The organism is Qaidamihabitans albus (assembly GCF_016464705.1).
GTDB lineage: Bacteria > Actinomycetota > Actinomycetes > Mycobacteriales > Pseudonocardiaceae > Qaidamihabitans > Qaidamihabitans albus.
In genome coordinates this window covers 1-16,277 of sequence record NZ_JAEHOB010000020.1, presented here as the reverse complement: position 1 = coordinate 16,277, position 16,277 = coordinate 1, and the positions used below count along the sequence as shown (strand labels likewise).

The window sequence follows — 16,277 nt, the reverse complement described above, 5'->3', positions numbered from 1 at the left end:
CGGGCGGCAGGATTTGACCGATGATCGAACGTGTGTTCGAATATCAGGGTGCGATGGGATGGTCAGCGGGCCGGAGACCAGTCCGGACAGTCCGAGCAGGCGCTGCTCGGACTGTCCGGGCTGGTCCGCTCCGTGCAGCCACCAGACTTCTCGGGGGTCACGTTCCACGAGGTCCACGCCCGCTCGGTGCTGAACAAGGTGCCGGGCGGGTCGCGGGTGCCGTTCGGCTGGACGGTGAACCCGTACCGGGGTTGCTCGCATGCGTGCGCGTACTGCTTCGCCCGCAAGTCGCACACGTATCTCGACTTCGACGCGGGCCGTGACTTCGACACGCAGGTCGTGGTGAAGATCAACGCGCCGGAGGTGCTGGCGGCACAGCTGCGCCGCCCTGGCTGGAACCGGGAGCACGTCGCGATGGGCACCAACACCGACCCGTACCAGCGGGCCGAGGGCCGCTACCGGCTCATGCCGGGGATCATCAGGGCGCTCGCCGGTTCGGGCACCCCCTTCTCGATCCTCACGAAGGGCACGGTGCTGACGCGGGACCTGCCGCTGCTGGAGTCGGTCAGCGCGGACGTGCCGGTCGGTCTCGGGGTGTCGATCGCGCTGCTCGACCGCGAACTGCAGCGCACCCTCGAACCGGGTACCCCCGGCCCGCAGGCACGGCTCGACCTCGTTCGCCGCGCGCGGGACGCCGGCCTGCCGTGCGGGGTGTTCATCGCACCCGTCCTGCCGTGGCTGACCGACTCCACCGAGGCGCTCGACGGTTTGCTCGGCGCGGCGGCCGACGCCGGAGCGACCGGTGTCACGGTGATCCCACTGCACCTGCGCCCCGGTGCGCGCGAATGGTTCGGACGGTGGCTATCGGCCCGGCATCCGGACCTCGTGCCACGCTACCGGGAGCTGTACGCCCGCGGCAGCTACGCCGACCCGGGCTACCGGCGCCGCCTGGCCGCCCGCGTCGCCCCGCTCGTGCGGCGGCACGGACTGGGTCCGCGTTCCGGCGGCGAGGAGCGCGGAGTCCCCGGGGACGAGAAGGCCGAGTGGCCGGAGGGCAGCATGCCTGCCGGCCTGCCGCGAGATGGTCCCGGCCGCGAGGGAGAGCAGATGACGCTGCTCTGAGAGCCGGCCGGACTTTCCGCCCCGGCAGGACGGTGGCCGTCCCCGGGGCGGACCGACGTGTGCCGACGTGTGCCGGGGCGGGGCCGGGGAAACCTGGTGGCGGAAGCCCCCGGCCGGTTCGTTAACCTGTGCCGTCGGGCGGAATGCCGCTGAACAGACCGTGACCGCCGAGACCACCGCTTTCGAGAGGATCCTGCGACAGTGCTCCGCACTCACGACGCCGGCACGCTGCGTGCCGAGCACGCTGGCCAGACCGTCACCCTGACCGGCTGGGTGGCCCGGCGGCGCGATCACGGCGGGGTGATCTTCATCGACCTGCGGGACGCGAGCGGTGTCGCCCAGGTCGTGTTCCGGGAAGGCGAGATGGCCGAGCGGGCGCATCAGTTCCGCGCGGAGTACTGCCTCAAGGTCACCGGCGAGGTCGCGCGGCGTCCGGAGGGCAACGAGAACCCCGAGATCTCCACCGGAGACATCGAGGTAATGGTCACCGACCTCGACGTGCTGTCGGAGTCCGCGGTGCTGCCGTTCCCGATCGACGAGCGCGTCGAGGTGGGCGAGGAGGTGCGCCTGAAGCACCGCTACCTCGACCTGCGCCGCAGCGGTCCGGCACACGCGCTGCGCCTGCGCAGCGAGGTCAACCGCGCGGCCCGCGAGGTGCTGCACGAGCAGGGCTTCGTGGAGGTCGAGACACCCACGATGACCCGGTCGACGCCGGAGGGGGCGCGGGACTTCCTCGTCCCGGCCCGGCTCCAGCCGGGCTCGTGGTACGCGCTGCCGCAGTCGCCGCAGCTGTTCAAGCAGCTGCTCATGGTCGGCGGCCTGGAGCGGTACTACCAGATCGCCCGCTGCTACCGCGACGAGGACTTCCGCGCCGACCGCCAGCCGGAGTTCACGCAGCTCGACATCGAGATGAGCTTCGTCCAGCAGGACGACGTGCTCGCCCTCGGCGAGGACGTGCTGGTGGCGCTCTGGAAGCTCGTCGGGCACGACGTCCCGCGGCCGTTCCGCCGGATCACCTACGCCGAGGCGATGGCGAAGTACGGCACGGACAAGCCGGACCTGCGCTTCGACCTCGAACTCACCGAACTGACGGAGTTCTTCGCCGACACGCCCTTCCGCGTGTTCCAGGCGCCCTACGTCGGCGCGGTCGTCATGCCCGGCGGTGCCGACCAGCCGCGCCGCCAGCTCGACGCGTGGCAGGAGTGGGCCAAACAGCGCGGCCACAAGGGCCTGGCCTACGTGCTCGTCGGCGCCGACGGCACGCTCGGTGGCCCGGTGGCGAAGAACCTCTCCGAGTACGAGCGGGACAACCTCGCCGCGGCCGTCGGCGCCGGGCCCGGCGACTGCGTGTTCTTCGCCGCGGGCAAGCCGAACGACGCCAGGCAGTTGCTCGGCGCGGCCCGCGTGGAGATCGCGCACCGGCTCGGGATGGTCGACGAGGACGCCTGGTCGTTCGTGTGGGTCGTCGACTTCCCGCTGTTCGAGGCGGCCGAGGACACCAGCGACGTGACGGTCGGCGGCGGCAGGTGGACGGCACTGCACCATGCCTTCACCTCGCCGACACCGGAGTGGATCGACAAGTTCGAGTCGGACCCGGGCAACGCGCTGGCCTACGCCTACGACATCGTCTGCAACGGCAACGAGATCGGCGGCGGCTCCATCCGTATCCACCGTGCCGACGTGCAGCGGAGGGTCTTCGAGATCATGGGCCTTTCCGAGGAGGAGGCGCAGGAGAAGTTCGGCTTCCTGCTCGACGCCTTCCAGTTCGGGCCGCCGCCGCACGGCGGCATCGCGTTCGGGTGGGACCGGATCGTGATGTTGCTCGCCGGTGCGGACTCGCTGCGGGAGGTCATCGCCTTCCCGAAGACCGGCGGTGGCTACGACCCGCTCACGGGCGCCCCTGCGCCGATCACCGCCGCGCAGCGCAAGGAGGCCGGGGTCGACGCGGCCCCGCCGCCGCGCGCCTGACCGAGCACCGGGATACGGAAGACGCGCCGGCCGCAGTGGGCCGGCAACGCGCGCCGAGGGCCCGGTATCGCGGCAGCAGGCGCCCGGCTTCGGAAGGACACGGGTCGGTATGTAGGCAGCGGTGGCCTGCCGGGGTGACGCGTTCGCGCACTTCGGACAGGTCTTGACACACCTGGTTCCAGCCGTTTGTCGAGCAACGGCCACACGTCGGTTACGTTCACCGAATTCGCGGTGGTCTTCGTTGCTCGCTCGCTAGTAAGGTCGAGAACGATGACAGTGGACACCTCCTCTACCGACGATTCGACCGTCGGAGCAGGAGCGGAACTTCTGGCAATCGAGGCTGCGGTCGCCGCCGCCGAGTCGGTGCTCGCGCACCGCTTCGGCAGCACGATCACGCTCGTTGATGCGGAGGACCTCGCGGGGAGTGGCCCGGCCGTCGTGGTCAGGGCCCGGGTCGCCGCATCGCCGTTCGCGCTGCCGCGCACGTTGGTGATCAAGCACTACCCCGCCACGCCGGGGCCGGGCGATACGGATCCGTTCGCCCAGGAGGCGGCGAGCTACCAGCTGTTCACGGCACTGCCGCCGGACGAACGGATGTGTCCCGAGCTGCTGGCTCACGACGGCGGGCACCGGGTGCTGGTCATCGACGACCTGGGCCGCGCGCCGACGCTGGAGGACAAGCTCCACGGCTCGGACGCCCGTGGCGCGGAGACGGCGCTGCTGTCGTGGGCGCGCTCACTGGGCAGGCTGCACTTCAGCACGGCGAACCGGGAGGCGGACTTCAACGCGCTGCTGCGCAGGCTGGGTGGCCGGTCCAGGCCCGTCGAGGGGCCCGTGGCGCGGCCGGTCGTCGGGGACGACACGGACACCACCCCGGTCGTGGCGTGCGCGCAACTGCCCGCGGTGCTCGAGGACACGCTGGGGGTGCCGACCCCGGAACCGGTGCGCGCGGCGGCCGAGCGGGCTGCCGAGCACTCCCGTTCGGCCTGCTGCCGGGCATTCAGCCCGGTGGACCTGTGGCCGGACAACAACCTGGTGACCGACGACGGTGTCCGGTTCCTGGACTTCGAGCGCGGCCGTGTCCGCAGCGCGCTCGTCGACGCCGCGCACCTGCGGGTGCCGTTCGTGTCGAGCCCGGACTCGCTGGCGCTGCCCGCCGGGATGAGCGAGGCCATGATCGCGGCCTGGCGGTCCGAGGTGTCCGAACTGTGGCCCACGCTGGCCGACGACGACGAACTGTCGGCGCACCTGCTCGACGCCGAACTGCTGCTCGTCTGGCTGGCGACGTGGGAGCTGCTGCCCGGACTCGCGAAGGTCAGGACGGCGTCGCCGACCAGCAGGCCCGCGGCACTCGTCACCTGGTGGCGGGAGCTCGCCGGGCACGCCGAGCGTGACGGTGCCGAGGCCGTGGCCGAACACGCCACCACCGTCGCGGACGCGCTGGACGCGCGGTTCGGGCCCGGCCTCGCACTCGCCCTGTACCCGGCCTTCCGCTAGGGGCGCTGGAAGCACGGCCGGCACCGAGCATTCGCCGGCGCGCCCGCGGGCCGTTACCCGGGCATCATCGAGGGTGAGCCTGGGTGCCCGATCGTCGTACCCGTGGGCGAGGACATCGGGTACGGCAACGGCACCGCGAGCAACGGCACCGCGAGCGGCGCGGACCGCGGCGTCGTGCCGCGCAGGCTGGCGGTACTGGGCGACTCGACGGCGGTCGGCCTCGGCGACCCGTTGCCGGGTGGCGCCTGGCGCGGGGTCGGCCCCCTGGTCGCGGGAGCACTGCGGATCGAGCCGGCCGCCTATCTCAACTGCTCCTTCACCGGCGCCCGCATGGGCTGCGTGCGCACCGGGCAACTGCCCGCCGCGCTGGCCCACCGCCCGGACGTCGCGCTGGTGATCGCCGGGATGAACGACACGCTGCGCTCGGACTTCGAGCCACGGTCCGTTGCGGCCGACCTGGATCGGGTGGTGACCGGGCTGACCGCCGCGGGCGCACTGGTGCTCACCGTGCGGTTCCATGATCACGGCAGGGTCTTCCGGCTGCCCGGATCCCTGCACCGGGCGCTGCGGTCCCGCATCGACGCGCTCAACCACGTCATCGACGTGGTCACCGCCCGGCACGCGGCGCCCTGCCTCGATCTCGGCGGCCTGCCCGGCGCCTACGAGCTGACGTCGTGGAGCGTGGACCGCCTGCATCCCTCGGAGTTCGGTCACCGGCTGCTGGCCAGTGGTTTCACCGGCCTGGTCGCCGAGGCGGGGTACCGGGTTCCCGAGCCGGTGAGCCTGACCTGCTCGGGCGGTGCGGCCCCGAGTACCGCGGACCACGTCGGGTGGCTCGTGCTGAAGGGCGTCCCGTGGCTGTACCGGCGCGGGCGGGACCTGGTGCCCCACGCAGCCGGCGTCATGCTGCGGGGAGCCCTGCGGCGGGCCTGGCCCGGCGGTGGCGGGCCGCCGGTGTCCGGTGCCGCCCCGGCGAGGGACCCCGGTGACGGGCAGCGAGTCGCCCGCAGGCCCGAGGCGCCCGCACCCGCGGGGGCCTGACGGCGGCCCGGCGCCTCCGCGGGTGTCGGTGGGGCCGACTACCGTCGGGGTGTGCACCAGGACGAACTCTTCACGGTGAACCCCGACGTGGCGCCGCCCCCCGAACCCACCGAACCGGCGCAGCCCGCCGTGCCCCGGTCGGTACCGGCCGGGGCGCCGCTCGCCGTGCGGATGCGGCCCCGGACGCTCGGCGAGGTCGTCGGCCAGCAGCACCTGCTCGGGGAGGGCGCCCCGCTGCGCAGGCTCGTCGAGGGCGCCGCACCCGCCTCGGTGCTGCTGTACGGTCCGCCGGGCACCGGCAAGACCACGCTGGCCAACCTGGTGTCCACGGCCACCGGACGGCGGTTCGTCGCGCTCTCGGCACTGTCCGCGGGGGTCAAGGAGGTACGCGGTGTCATCGAGGAGGCCCGCCGCCGGCGCCGCTACAACGCCGAGAACACCGTGCTGTTCATCGACGAGGTGCACCGGTTCTCCAAGACACAGCAGGACGCGCTGCTCGGGGCCGTGGAGGACCGCACCGTCCTGCTCGTCGCCGCGACCACGGAGAACCCGTCGTTCTCGGTCGTCTCGCCGTTGCTGTCGCGCTCGCTCGTGCTCCAGCTGCGGCCGCTGACCGATGACGACGTCCGCGACCTGATCCACCGCGCGCTCGCCGAGGAGCGCGGACTCGGCGGCGAGCTGGAGCTGACCGCCGAGGCGGAGGACCATCTCGTCCGGCTGGCCTCGGGCGATGCCCGCCGCGCGCTCACGGCGCTGGAGGCGGCGGCCGACGCGGCCGGGGCGACCGAGCACCGCACGATCGATCTCGGCACAGTGGAGTCCACCGTGGACAAGGCCGCGGTCCGCTACGACCGCGACGGTGACCAGCACTACGACGTGATCAGCGCGTTCATCAAGTCGATCCGCGGCTCCGACGTCGACGCCGCGCTGCACTACCTCGCGCGCATGATCGAGGCGGGGGAGGATCCGCGGTTTCTCGCCCGCAGGCTGGTCGTGCACGCCAGCGAGGACATCGGCATGGCGGACCCCACCGCGTTGCAGTCGGCGGTCGCCGCGGCGCACGCGGTGCAGTTCATCGGCATGCCGGAGGGCAGGCTGGCGCTCGCGCAGGCCACGGTGCACCTGGCGACCGCGCCGAAGTCCAACGCCGTGATCACCGCGATCGACTCGGCATTGGCCGACGTCCGCGCCGGCCGCATCGGCACCGTGCCCCCGCACCTGCGGGACGGCCACTATGCGGGGGCCGCGAAGCTCGGCAACGCCCAGGGCTACCGCTATCCGCACGATGTCGCCGAAGGCGTGCTGCCCCAGCAGTACCCGCCGGACGAACTGGTCGGCGAGGACTACTACCACCCGACGGCACGCGGCGCCGAGCGAACGCTCGCCGAGCGGGTACCCAGGCTGCGCCGCACCATCCGCGGCGACGGGTGACCCATCCGGAGGGAAAGGAGCGGCGAACGGCGGAGCAGCCGACCGTTCGCCGTACTGGGCACCGGCGTGATGGGGCCGCCGATACCGGCCCCGGAGACGGTGCGGTTGCAGATGAGCACCGTGCTCGGACGAGACAGCCCGCCGAGAAGGGTGAGCTGATCGTGCTCGGATCCGGTCCGGAGGAACCGCGGGACAGCGGCGCTGTACCGAAGCGTCGTGGTGCCGAAGCGCTGAGTGATGGCAACGCCAGGCCCGCCCGGCCGCACGCGGCGGAGCGCGGTAGCCTGACCGGCAATTGGCGTCGCCATTGAACTTGGAGGAGGGCACGTGTCGGCAGGGCAGATCGCCGCGTTGATCGCCGCAGGCGCCTTCGTGCTGCTGGTGTTGTTGCTGGCGATCCCGTTGATCAAGCTCGGTCGCACGCTCGACGAGGCGACGATCGCGATCCGTAAGGCACACGAGAACACCGATCCGTTGCTGCACGGAGCGAACGACACGATCACGCACGTCAACACCCAGCTGGAGCGGGTGGATGGCATCACGGCCAACGCGCAGACGGTGTCGGGCAACGTCTCGGCCCTGTCCTCGGTGTTCACCGCGACGCTCGGCGGCCCGCTGGTGAAGACGGCGGCGCTGTCGTACGGCATCAGCAAGGCCGTGCGGGCGCGCCGGAACGGGGGCAAGGCCGCCGCCGACGGCAAGCACAAGCGCCGCGGGCTGAAGGGCAGGAAGCGATGAAGCGGCTGTTCTGGCTCGGCGTGGGCGTCGCCGCGGGCGTCGCACTGTCCCGGAAGGCGACCGAAACCGCTCGTCAAGCCAGCCCGGCGGGGTTAGCCTCGAACTTGGGGGAGGCCATCAGCGAGCTGGCCGGCGCCCTCGGAACTTTCGGCGCTGACGTGCGCGCCGGAATGAGTGAGCGGGAGCAGGAGCTGAACGACGTGGTGGAGCAGCGCTCGGGGTTGCCGCGGACCGTGACCCCGCGCCGGGATGTGCCCGCCGGACGGCACGCCGCCGAGTCCGCCGCCCGGCGAGCGCGCCGGGCGGAGGGCTGATCCGGCCGTAGCGCCGCGCGCTCTCCGCCGCCGTCCCGACCGCCCTGCCTGCCGGAAGCCCCGGCGACCGGATCGCCTCGCGGGCTTGGGAAGGCACCGAGAATCCGGCACGGCGCACGACGCGTGCCGCCCAGCCTCACCGCAAGGAAGACAGTGGAAACTCACGAGATCAACAAACGGTTCCTGGAGCACTTCGAGAAGCACGGGCACACCAGGGTGCCCAGTGCCTCGCTGATCCTGGACGACCCGACCCTGCTGTTCGTCAACGCCGGGATGGTGCAGTTCAAGCCGTACTTCCTCGGCGAGGTGCCGCCGCCGTACCCGCGGGCGACGAGCGTGCAGAAGTGCGTGCGCACCGGCGACATCGACGAGGTCGGCAAGACCACGCGGCACAACACGTTCTTCCAGATGGCCGGGAACTTCTCCTTCGGCGACTACTTCAAGGAAGGCGCGATCGAGCGTGCCTGGGAGCTGATCACCGGCTCGCAGGACGAGGGTGGCTTCGGCTTCGACCCCGGCCGTATCTGGGCCACCGTGTACGAGCACGACGCCGAGACGGCCGCGCTCTGGCGGGACATCGCGGGGCTGCCGTCCGAGCGCATCCAGTTCCGCGGCGCCGAGGACAACTACTGGGACATGGGCGTGCCCGGCCCGGGCGGCCCGTGTTCGGAGATCTACTACGACCGCGGTCCCGAGTACGGCCGCGAGGGCGGCCCCGTCGTCGACGAGGACCGCTACCTGGAGATCTGGAACCTGGTGTTCATGCAGGACATCCGGGGCGAGGGCAGCCCGAAGAAGGGCCACCCGGTGATCGGTGAGCTGCCGAAGAAGAACATCGACACCGGCATGGGCGTCGAGCGGGTCGCCTACCTGCTGCAGGGTGTGGCGAACGTCTACGAGACCGACCTGGTCCGGCCGGTCATCGCCCGCGCCGAGGAGTTCTCCGGCCGCCGTTACGGCGCCGACCACACCGACGACGTCCGGTTCCGGGTCATCGCCGACCACGCCCGCTCCGGCGTGATGCTCATCGGCGACGGCGTCACACCGGGCAACGAGGCCCGCGGCTACGTCCTGCGCCGGCTGCTGCGCCGCATCGTGCGCTCGATGCGGCTGCTCGGCGTGCACGAACCGGTGCTGCCGGAGTTCGCCGCGATCGTCCGCGACGCGATGGCCCCGTCGTACCCGGAGATCGCCCGCGACTACGACCGGATCAGCGACGTCATGCGCGCCGAGGAGGAGACCTTCCTGGCGACGCTGACCAGCGGCTCGCGCATCTTCGACCTCGCCGCCGAGCAGACCAAGCGGTCGGGCGGGGACGTGCTGGCCGGGGACAAGGCCTTCCAGCTGCACGACACCTACGGCTTCCCGATCGACCTGACCCTCGAGATGGCCGCCGAGCAGGGGCTCTCGGTCGACGAGGACGGTTTCCGCACGCTGATGGAGGAACAGCGGCAGCGGGCCAAGGCCGACGCCGCCTCCCGTAAGGCCGGGCACGGCGACCTGTCGGTGTATCGCCAGGTGCTCGAGGACCACGGCGAGACCAGGTTTCTCGGCTACACCGACCTGCAGGCGAGCACGCGGGTGATCGGCCTGCTCTCCGACGGCGTGCCCGTGCGCAGTGTCGGCGAGGGCGGCAAGGCCGAGCTGATCCTCGACCGCACCCCGTTCTACGCGGAGAGCGGTGGCCAGATCGCCGACACCGGTGTGCTCGTCGGGGGCGGTGTGGAGCTGAAGGTGCACGACGTGCAGCGGCTCGTGCCCGGACTGTTCGTGCACCGGGTCGAGGTGCTCGCCGGTGAGGTCGGCGTGGACACCGAGCTCACCGCCTCGGTCGACGCGACCCGGCGGTCGGCCATCGCGCGCTCGCACTCGGCCACCCACCTGGTGCACGCGGCGGTGCGTGGTGCCTACGGCCGCCGCGCCACGCAGGCCGGTTCGCTGAACTCGCCCGGCCGGATGCGGTTCGACTTCACCACACCTGGTGCGGTGTCGGCCGACGTGCTCACCGAGGTCGAGGAAGAGGTCAACGACTACCTGCAGACCGACGTCGAGGTGCAGGCCTACACCACCACGAAGGACAAGGCGCTCGAACTCGGCGCCATCGCGCTATTCGGCGAGAAGTACGGCAACGAGGTGCGGGTCGTCGACATGGGCGACTACTCGCGCGAGCTGTGCGGTGGGACGCACGTCGAGCGGATCGGCCAGCTCGGGCTGGTCAAGCTCGTCGGTGACTCGTCGATCGGGTCCGGGGTCCACCGCGTCGAGGCGCTCGTCGGGCAGGACGCGCTGCGTTACGTCCGCAAGGAGCAGCTGCTGGTGTCGCAACTGGCCGGCACTCTGAAGGTGCCGACCGACCAGCTCCCGGCGCGGGTCGACGACATGATCCAGCGCCTGCGCAGCGCGGAGAAGGAGATCGAGCAGCTGCGCGTACAGCAGGTGCTCGGTTCCGCGGGCTCGCTTGCCGAGAAGGCCAAGGACGTCGGCGGGGTCGCGCTGGTGGCGGAACGGCTCGCCGACGGCATCGACGCCGGTGGAGTGCGTGCGCTGGCGGGCGAGGTCCGCAACCGGCTCGGCTCGCGGCCGGGTGTCGTCGCGCTGTTCGCACCGTCCGGCGAGAAGGTGAGCTTCGTCGTCGCGACGACCGCTGCGGCGCGGGACAAGGGACTCGCGGCGGGCAGCCTGGTGCCCGCGTTCGCCGGGGCGGTCGGCGGCCGCGGCGGCGGCAAGGCCGACATGGCACAGGGCGGCGGCACCAACCCGGCGGGCGTCGAACAGGCCATCGAGGCGCTGCGGAACGCGGTCAGCGCGGCGTCCGCGGGGTGAGCGAGGATGTCCGGCCGGATCGGCCCGGGGAGCAGGATCCCGGGGCCGGCCGACGGCTCGCCGTCGATGTCGGTTCCGTCCGGGTCGGTGTCGCACTGAGCGATCCCGCGCCGATCCTGGCCAGCCCGCTCGTTACGCTGTCGCGTGATGCGGACAACGACAGTGACGTCCACGAGCTGGCGAGGCTTGTCACCGAACACGAGGTGGTCGAGGTGATCGTGGGACTGCCGAGGACGCTGGCGGACCGGCACGGCGCCGCGGCCGTGACCGCGGGCGAGTACGCCCGGCGTGTCGCGGAGCGGATCGCTCCCGTGCCGGTGCGGCTGGCCGACGAGCGGCTGAGCACCGTCAGCGCGAGTCGGATGCTGTCCCAGCGTGGCGTCAAGGGCCGCAAGCAGCGCGCGGTGGTCGATCAGGCCGCGGCGGTGGAGATCCTGCAGGGCTGGCTCGACGCGCGTGGCGCGGCGATCGCGAGGGGAGCGGGCTCGTGACCGACCCCTACGACCGCAACGGCGGCCGGCGGCGCGCGCGTCCGCCCCAGGTGCCGCCGCCAGGTGACCGGCCGCCTCCCGAGCGGCCCATGCCTGCGGAGCCGCCGCCCGCCGCGCGCCGCCCGCCGCCCCGGCGGCCCCGGCACGGCGCTCCGGAACCCGGGCACCCGCCCGCGGAACGGCCGGTCCGGCCGCCTGCCCGGCGCCCGGATGCGCCGCGGCGCCGCCGCCGGTCGGCCAACGACGGCGTGCCGCCGGACGAGAACCCCACCGAGGTGCTCGACCTCGGCCCAGACCTGTTCGCCGACGAGGAGTACGACGATCTGCTCGACGAGGAGATCGTCGACGACCGCTACGGCGACCCCGACGACTTCGGCGACTATGACGACGAGGACGGCTTCTACGACGAGCGCGCCGAGCCCGAGTACATCGACGACGAGCGCCCCGATCGACGCGAGCGCAGGCCGCGGCGCGGGAAACGGTTCCTCGGCTGGATCGCCGCGCTCGCGGTGATCGTGCTGCTCGGCGTGGGTGCCTTCTACGGCGCCCGCGAGGTCCTCGGCTTCGGCTACGACGACTACGAGGGCGCGGGGGAGCGGGACGTCCTGCTCGAGATCGAGGAGGGCGACTCGACCCGTGCGATCGGCGACAAGCTCGCCGAGCTTGACGTGGTCGCCAGCGCGAAGGCGTTCGTCGCGGCGAGCGAGGAGGACAACCGCATCCTCAGCATCCAGCCCGGCTACTACGTCATGAAGACCAAGTCGTCGGGGGAGAACGCGGTCAACCGGCTGGTGCAGCCCGACACGCGGGTGGGCGAGCTGCAGCTGCGGGCGGGCACGCAACTCGACGACATCACGCAGCCCGACGGAACGGTGACCGACGGCGTGTACTCGCTGTTGTCCAAGGCTTCCTGCACGGACCTCAACGGGGAGAGCACCTGCGTGCCGGCCGAGGAGCTGCGGCAGGTCGCCGGCACGGCGGACCTCGCCGAGCTGGGTGTGCCGGAATGGGCGGCGGGCGACGCGGCGGCGGCCCCGGAGGGCCGCAGGCTGGAGGGCCTGATCGCGCCCGGCGTGTACCACGTAAGGCCTGGCTGGGACGCGCGGACACTGCTCACCGAGGTGCTCCAGAAGTCCGCGCTGCGCCTGCAGGCCGCGGGGCTGCCGGATGTTGCCGGCGACAGCGGCTACAGCCCTTACGAGATCCTGGTGATCGCCTCCGTGATCGAGCGAGAGGGCGTGAAGACCGACTTCGAGAAGGTCTCCCGCGTCATCTACAACCGGATGGACGAGGGCATGCGGCTGGAGATGGACTCGACCGTGAACTACGTGCTCGACCGCCCCGCCGTGCGGACGACGCCGGAGGACCGGGCCAGGGCCGGTGCGTACAACACGTACCAGAACACGGGGCTGCCCCCGACGCCGATCTCGGCGCCGAGCAACGAGGCGATCACTGCTGCCACCCAGCCTGCGGACGGGGACTGGGTGTTCTTCGTGAAATGCGAGGAGAACGGTCTGTCGTGCTTCTCGTCCACTCTGGAGGAACACCAGAGAAACGTGGCGGACGCACAGGCCCGCGGTGTCTTCTGATCGGGTGTCGGAGACGGGCAGCGTGCGCCGCGCGGCCGTTCTCGGCAGCCCGGTGGCGCACTCGCTGTCACCGGCGCTGCACGGTGCGGCCTACCGTGCCCTCGGCCTCGGTGGCTGGAGCTACGACCGCATCGAGGTGGACGCCGAGGGCCTGCCCGCTCTGGTGAGCGGGCTCGGCCCGGAGTGGGCCGGGCTGTCGGTGACGATGCCGGGCAAGCGGGCCGCGCTGGAGTTTGCCGCGGAGGCCACCGAGCGCGCTTCGGCCGTGGGGGCGGCCAACACTCTGGTGCGCCTCGACTCGGGTGGCTGGCGCGCCGACTGCACCGACGTCGACGGGGTGGTGGGCGCGCTGCGGACCGCGGGCGGATTCCGGCCGGACGGTGACACCGCGGTCGTGCTCGGCGCGGGCGGCACCGCCGCGGCGGTCGTCGCCGGCCTCGCCGATCTCGGGCTGACGCGGGTGCGGTTGATCGTGCGGGAGCCCGCGCGAGCGGCGGAGACGGCCACCGCCGCGGCGCGGGCGGGGCTGTCGGCAGAGGTCCTGCGCTGGTCGGACACTGACTTCGCCGAGGCCGTGGCAGGTGCCGCCGCGCTGGTGAACACGGTGCCGCCGGACGCCGTCGTCCCGCATCTCGCGCAGCTCGCCGCGGTGCGGTGCGTGCTCGACGTGATCTATCACCCTTGGCCGACGCCGCTCGCGGAGGCGGTCGGCGATCGTGGCGGCCGCGTCGCCACCGGGCTGGACATGCTGCTGCATCAGGCCTTCGGCCAGGTCGAGCAGTTCACGGGTCTGCCTGCCCCCCGCGTGGCGATGCGGGATGCGCTCCGGGAGGCGACGGGCGACGTGCTGCCGCTTCCGCTGGACTGAGCCGGAGGCTACCGCGCGGGCGAAGACCGGCGGCGCGGTCGGACCCGGCTGCTACGTCCGCGGATGAGCCGCCGAGTGCCGTTCACCGGTGCCGAGAAGGAAAGCCTGCACGCAAGCCTGGAGCGGCACCGCGACGTGGTGCTGTGGAAGCTCGACGGCGTCGACGACGAGCGGCTGCGGAAGCCGACGACACCGTCCGGAGCCGCACGAGACGACGGCCGACATCCCCCGGTTCTACGGGCGGGCACGGGCCGCCGCAGACAGGGTGATCGGCGAACTCGACGTCGCGGGCGTCGGCACGGCCTCGTTCGGCGAGAGCGTGTCGATGCGGTGGGTGCTCATCCACATGATCGAGGAGACGGCCCGGCACGCGGGCCATCTGGACATCCTCCGCGAGCTGATCGACGGGGCGACCGGCGACCACCCTCCGGACTAGGTGTTGCGGAGCAGGATGTTGATGCCGTCGGATCTGGTCGATAGCCGGGTCTGTTGGCCTGCTCAGGCGGGGGTTGGCTCCGGCGCGGTCGCGCCGAAGGGGCCGTAGGTCTCGCTGCCGATTCGTGCGGCTTCGTCGATGTAGTGGGCTAACGCCTCTCGGGAGCGGGTCAGCGTGTCTACCTGGTCGTCCAAGCGACGCAGCCGGGTTCGCATGGCTGCCAGGAGCTCGGGGCAGCCGGCGAGTTCGGGGGTTTCTCCGGTTGCACATGGCAGCAGGTAGGCGATGTCCTCGGTTGACAGTCCGGCGTTGAGGAGGTGCCGGATCTGCTTCACCTTGACGACATCCGCCTGGTACACGCGGTACCCGGCCCCGGTGCGGTCCGGCGCCAACAGTCCTTGTGCTTCGTAGTACCGCAACTGATGGGCGTTGACCTCAGTCCGACGGCTGAACTCTCCGATATGCAACGTTCCTCCTTGACCTTCACACCGGTATCAACGTCCACCATGCCGCTATGGCTTCCCAGACGGATTCTGACGTGACAATCATCGGACTCGGGCTCATGGGCAGGGCGCTGGCGGGCGCGCTGCTCAAAGCGGGACATCGGGTCACCGTGTGGAACCGCACGGCCGCCAAAGCAGGGGAACTGATGTCTCGGGGGGGGGGGCACTGCTTGCCGACTCAGCCAACAGTGCGGTCAACGCGAGCCCGGTGACCATCACTTGCGTCTCTGACTACCAGTCACTCCAGCAAGCGTTGGCCCCAGTCGCCGACGAGCTCGACAGTCGACTCCTGGTCAACCTGACGTCGGGTGACTCAGCGCAGGCCCGCGAGATGGCCCGATGGGCCGAGCAACGAGGTGCCTACTATCTGGACGGGTGCGATCATGGCCATCCCACCGACCATCGGCACCGCCGAGGCAGTGATCCTGCTGAGCGGCTCCAAGACCGCCTTCGACAGTCAGCAGTTCGTCCTCGACGCGCTCGGAACCGCCAGCTATCTCGGTGAGGACCACGGCTTGTCTGCTCTGTACGACGTCGCCGGCCTGAGCATGATGTGGGGCGTCTTGAACGCCTGGCTCCATGGAGTGGCCCTGCTCGGTACCGCTGGCGTCGACGCGTCCACCTACACGCCGTTCGCGGTGCAGATGGCGCAGGGAACGCTCGGGTGGCTGGCAGGTTATGCCGACCAGGTGGACAGTGGCACCTACCCGCCCGACGACGCGACGCTCGCCACCCATGCGGGCGGAATGGCTCACCTTGTCGAGGAGAGCAAAAGACTGGGCGTCAACGCGGACCTCCCCAGGCTGTTCAAGGCGCTGGCGGACCGGGCGATCACTGCCGGCCAAGCAGGAAAGGGCTACGCCGCTCTGGTCGAGCAGTTCACCCCGGAGCCGAGGACATCATGACGGGTGAGAACGGCGACACCCCAGACGCGTACTACGTCGACCCCAACACCTCGGCAGCCACGGGCGGGGATGTCGTGGTGATCGAGCAGGGCCGAATCAGCAAGATCTACGGCTTCTTCGGCTAGATGCTGAGGGCAAGAACGTGGTTCATCCGAATGCTCCACTCAGCGAAGGATGCTGACAGCTCATCGAGCGCTGCGAGACGCGCCCCGATCGCTCAGTGGCCACAGAGCGCGGCATCTCCCGTGCCTGCACGTCAAAGTGGGTCAACCGGTGGCGCCGCTATCGCATCTCCGAAGGGGGCGGCTGGCGCGTCCACGGCCGCGACAGCGAGCAGACCAAGAGGGCGGGCCGAGCGAAGTCAACTGGCGCGAAGCACGGTGACGTTCGAAGGACGCATCCGTCCCGCACAGCCAGCTAACCACCCAAGACCGCTTACACCGTTCGATCGACACTCCCTCCGGTGTGAGAGCGGGCACGGGAAGAGAGACCTCACCAGCTAGCACCAGCTAGAAGGGTGGTCCGGTGTTGGGTGGGTTGCCGGTTCGTTG

Annotated in this window: 16 protein-coding genes and 1 pseudogene; 16 read left to right on the top strand and 1 reads right to left on the bottom strand. The window is 71.4% G+C overall.

Features of this window, described 5'->3' with window-relative positions; all coding sequences use genetic code 11:
- The first annotated feature begins 48 nt into the window (after positions 1–48).
- The 12 genes from JAP66_RS27875 (at position 49) to JAP66_RS27820 (ending at position 14,318) form a co-directional block, all read left to right on the top strand.
- A complete protein-coding gene (locus JAP66_RS27875) occupies positions 49–1,122 on the top strand; it encodes an Rv2578c family radical SAM protein (protein ID WP_199434834.1) in 1,074 nt (357 codons plus the stop codon).
- A 201-nt stretch (positions 1,123–1,323) separates the two neighbouring features.
- Positions 1,324–3,090, top strand: a complete 1,767-nt coding sequence (gene aspS / locus JAP66_RS27870; RefSeq protein ID WP_199434833.1) for an aspartate--tRNA ligase — start codon at positions 1,324–1,326, stop codon at positions 3,088–3,090.
- A gap of 270 nt (positions 3,091–3,360) precedes the next feature.
- Positions 3,361–4,587 (top strand): phosphotransferase, encoded by a 1,227-nt coding sequence (locus JAP66_RS27865; RefSeq protein ID WP_199434832.1) that lies wholly within the window; start codon positions 3,361–3,363, stop codon positions 4,585–4,587.
- Positions 4,588–4,761: 174 nt separating this feature from the next.
- Positions 4,762–5,628 (top strand): SGNH/GDSL hydrolase family protein, encoded by an 867-nt coding sequence (locus tag JAP66_RS27860; RefSeq protein ID WP_307849752.1) that lies wholly within the window; start codon positions 4,762–4,764, stop codon positions 5,626–5,628.
- A 51-nt stretch (positions 5,629–5,679) separates the two neighbouring features.
- A complete protein-coding gene (locus JAP66_RS27855; protein ID WP_199434830.1) occupies positions 5,680–7,059 on the top strand; it encodes a replication-associated recombination protein A in 1,380 nt (459 codons plus the stop codon).
- 327 nt (positions 7,060–7,386) lie between these two features.
- The gene (locus tag JAP66_RS27850; RefSeq protein WP_199434829.1) at positions 7,387–7,797 is read left to right on the top strand and encodes a DUF948 domain-containing protein; all 411 of its coding nucleotides are present in this window, start codon (positions 7,387–7,389) and stop codon (positions 7,795–7,797) included.
- A complete protein-coding gene (locus JAP66_RS27845; protein WP_199434828.1) occupies positions 7,794–8,111 on the top strand; it encodes a hypothetical protein in 318 nt (105 codons plus the stop codon). Before JAP66_RS27850 ends, JAP66_RS27845 begins: the two co-directional genes overlap by 4 nt.
- A 153-nt stretch (positions 8,112–8,264) precedes the next feature.
- Positions 8,265–10,934, top strand: coding sequence for an alanine--tRNA ligase (alaS, locus tag JAP66_RS27840; RefSeq protein ID WP_199434827.1), 2,670 nt, complete (start codon positions 8,265–8,267; stop codon positions 10,932–10,934).
- Positions 10,931–11,425 carry a Holliday junction resolvase RuvX gene (gene ruvX / locus JAP66_RS27835; protein ID WP_199434826.1) on the top strand — a complete coding sequence of 165 codons (495 nt, stop codon included), beginning with the start codon at positions 10,931–10,933 and terminating at the stop codon, positions 11,423–11,425. Before alaS ends, ruvX begins: the two co-directional genes overlap by 4 nt.
- Entirely contained in the window at positions 11,422–13,014 is a 1,593-nt protein-coding gene (gene mltG / locus JAP66_RS27830; protein ID WP_307849749.1) for an endolytic transglycosylase MltG, read from the top strand. Before ruvX ends, mltG begins: the two co-directional genes overlap by 4 nt.
- A gap of 4 nt (positions 13,015–13,018) precedes the next feature.
- A complete protein-coding gene (locus JAP66_RS27825) occupies positions 13,019–13,882 on the top strand; it encodes a shikimate dehydrogenase (protein ID WP_307849748.1) in 864 nt (287 codons plus the stop codon).
- An 88-nt stretch (positions 13,883–13,970) separates the two neighbouring features.
- Positions 13,971–14,318: a mycothiol transferase gene (locus JAP66_RS27820; protein ID WP_307849747.1), complete on the top strand. Its 348-nt coding sequence runs from the start codon at positions 13,971–13,973 to the stop codon at positions 14,316–14,318.
- Between the two features lie 62 nt (positions 14,319–14,380).
- On the opposite strand, the gene JAP66_RS27815 is transcribed toward JAP66_RS27820, so the two are convergent.
- A complete protein-coding gene (locus tag JAP66_RS27815) occupies positions 14,381–14,785 on the bottom strand; it encodes a MerR family transcriptional regulator (protein WP_199434824.1) in 405 nt (134 codons plus the stop codon).
- Between the two features lie 47 nt (positions 14,786–14,832).
- Between JAP66_RS27815 and JAP66_RS33085 the strand changes: the two genes are divergently transcribed.
- From JAP66_RS33085 to JAP66_RS32490, 4 genes and pseudogenes are all read left to right on the top strand, one after another.
- Positions 14,833–15,033: an NAD(P)-binding domain-containing protein gene (locus tag JAP66_RS33085; protein WP_307849746.1), complete on the top strand. Its 201-nt coding sequence runs from the start codon at positions 14,833–14,835 to the stop codon at positions 15,031–15,033.
- 171 nt (positions 15,034–15,204) lie between these two features.
- Entirely contained in the window at positions 15,205–15,726 is a 522-nt protein-coding gene (locus tag JAP66_RS33080) for an imine reductase family protein (protein WP_307849745.1), read from the top strand.
- Positions 15,723–15,851, top strand: a complete 129-nt coding sequence (locus JAP66_RS32800) for a hypothetical protein (RefSeq protein ID WP_268963327.1) — start codon at positions 15,723–15,725, stop codon at positions 15,849–15,851. Before JAP66_RS33080 ends, JAP66_RS32800 begins: the two co-directional genes overlap by 4 nt.
- A gap of 62 nt (positions 15,852–15,913) precedes the next feature.
- Positions 15,914–16,114, top strand: a pseudogene (locus JAP66_RS32490) (hypothetical protein); the annotation flags it as partial.
- Positions 16,115–16,277 lie beyond the last annotated feature (163 nt).

What these genes read in the sequence shown, in the direction of transcription:
- JAP66_RS27865 (WP_199434832.1), top strand. Translation starts at nt 3,361, where the DNA reads ATGACAGTGGACACCTCCTCTACCGACGATTCGACCGTCGGAGCAGGA.
- JAP66_RS27845 (WP_199434828.1), top strand. Translation starts at nt 7,794, where the DNA reads ATGAAGCGGCTGTTCTGGCTCGGCGTGGGCGTCGCCGCGGGCGTCGCA.
- JAP66_RS33085 (WP_307849746.1), top strand. Translation starts at nt 14,833, where the DNA reads ATGGCTTCCCAGACGGATTCTGACGTGACAATCATCGGACTCGGGCTC.
- JAP66_RS33080 (WP_307849745.1), top strand. Translation starts at nt 15,205, where the DNA reads ATGGCCATCCCACCGACCATCGGCACCGCCGAGGCAGTGATCCTGCTG.
- JAP66_RS32800 (WP_268963327.1), top strand. Translation starts at nt 15,723, where the DNA reads ATGACGGGTGAGAACGGCGACACCCCAGACGCGTACTACGTCGACCCC.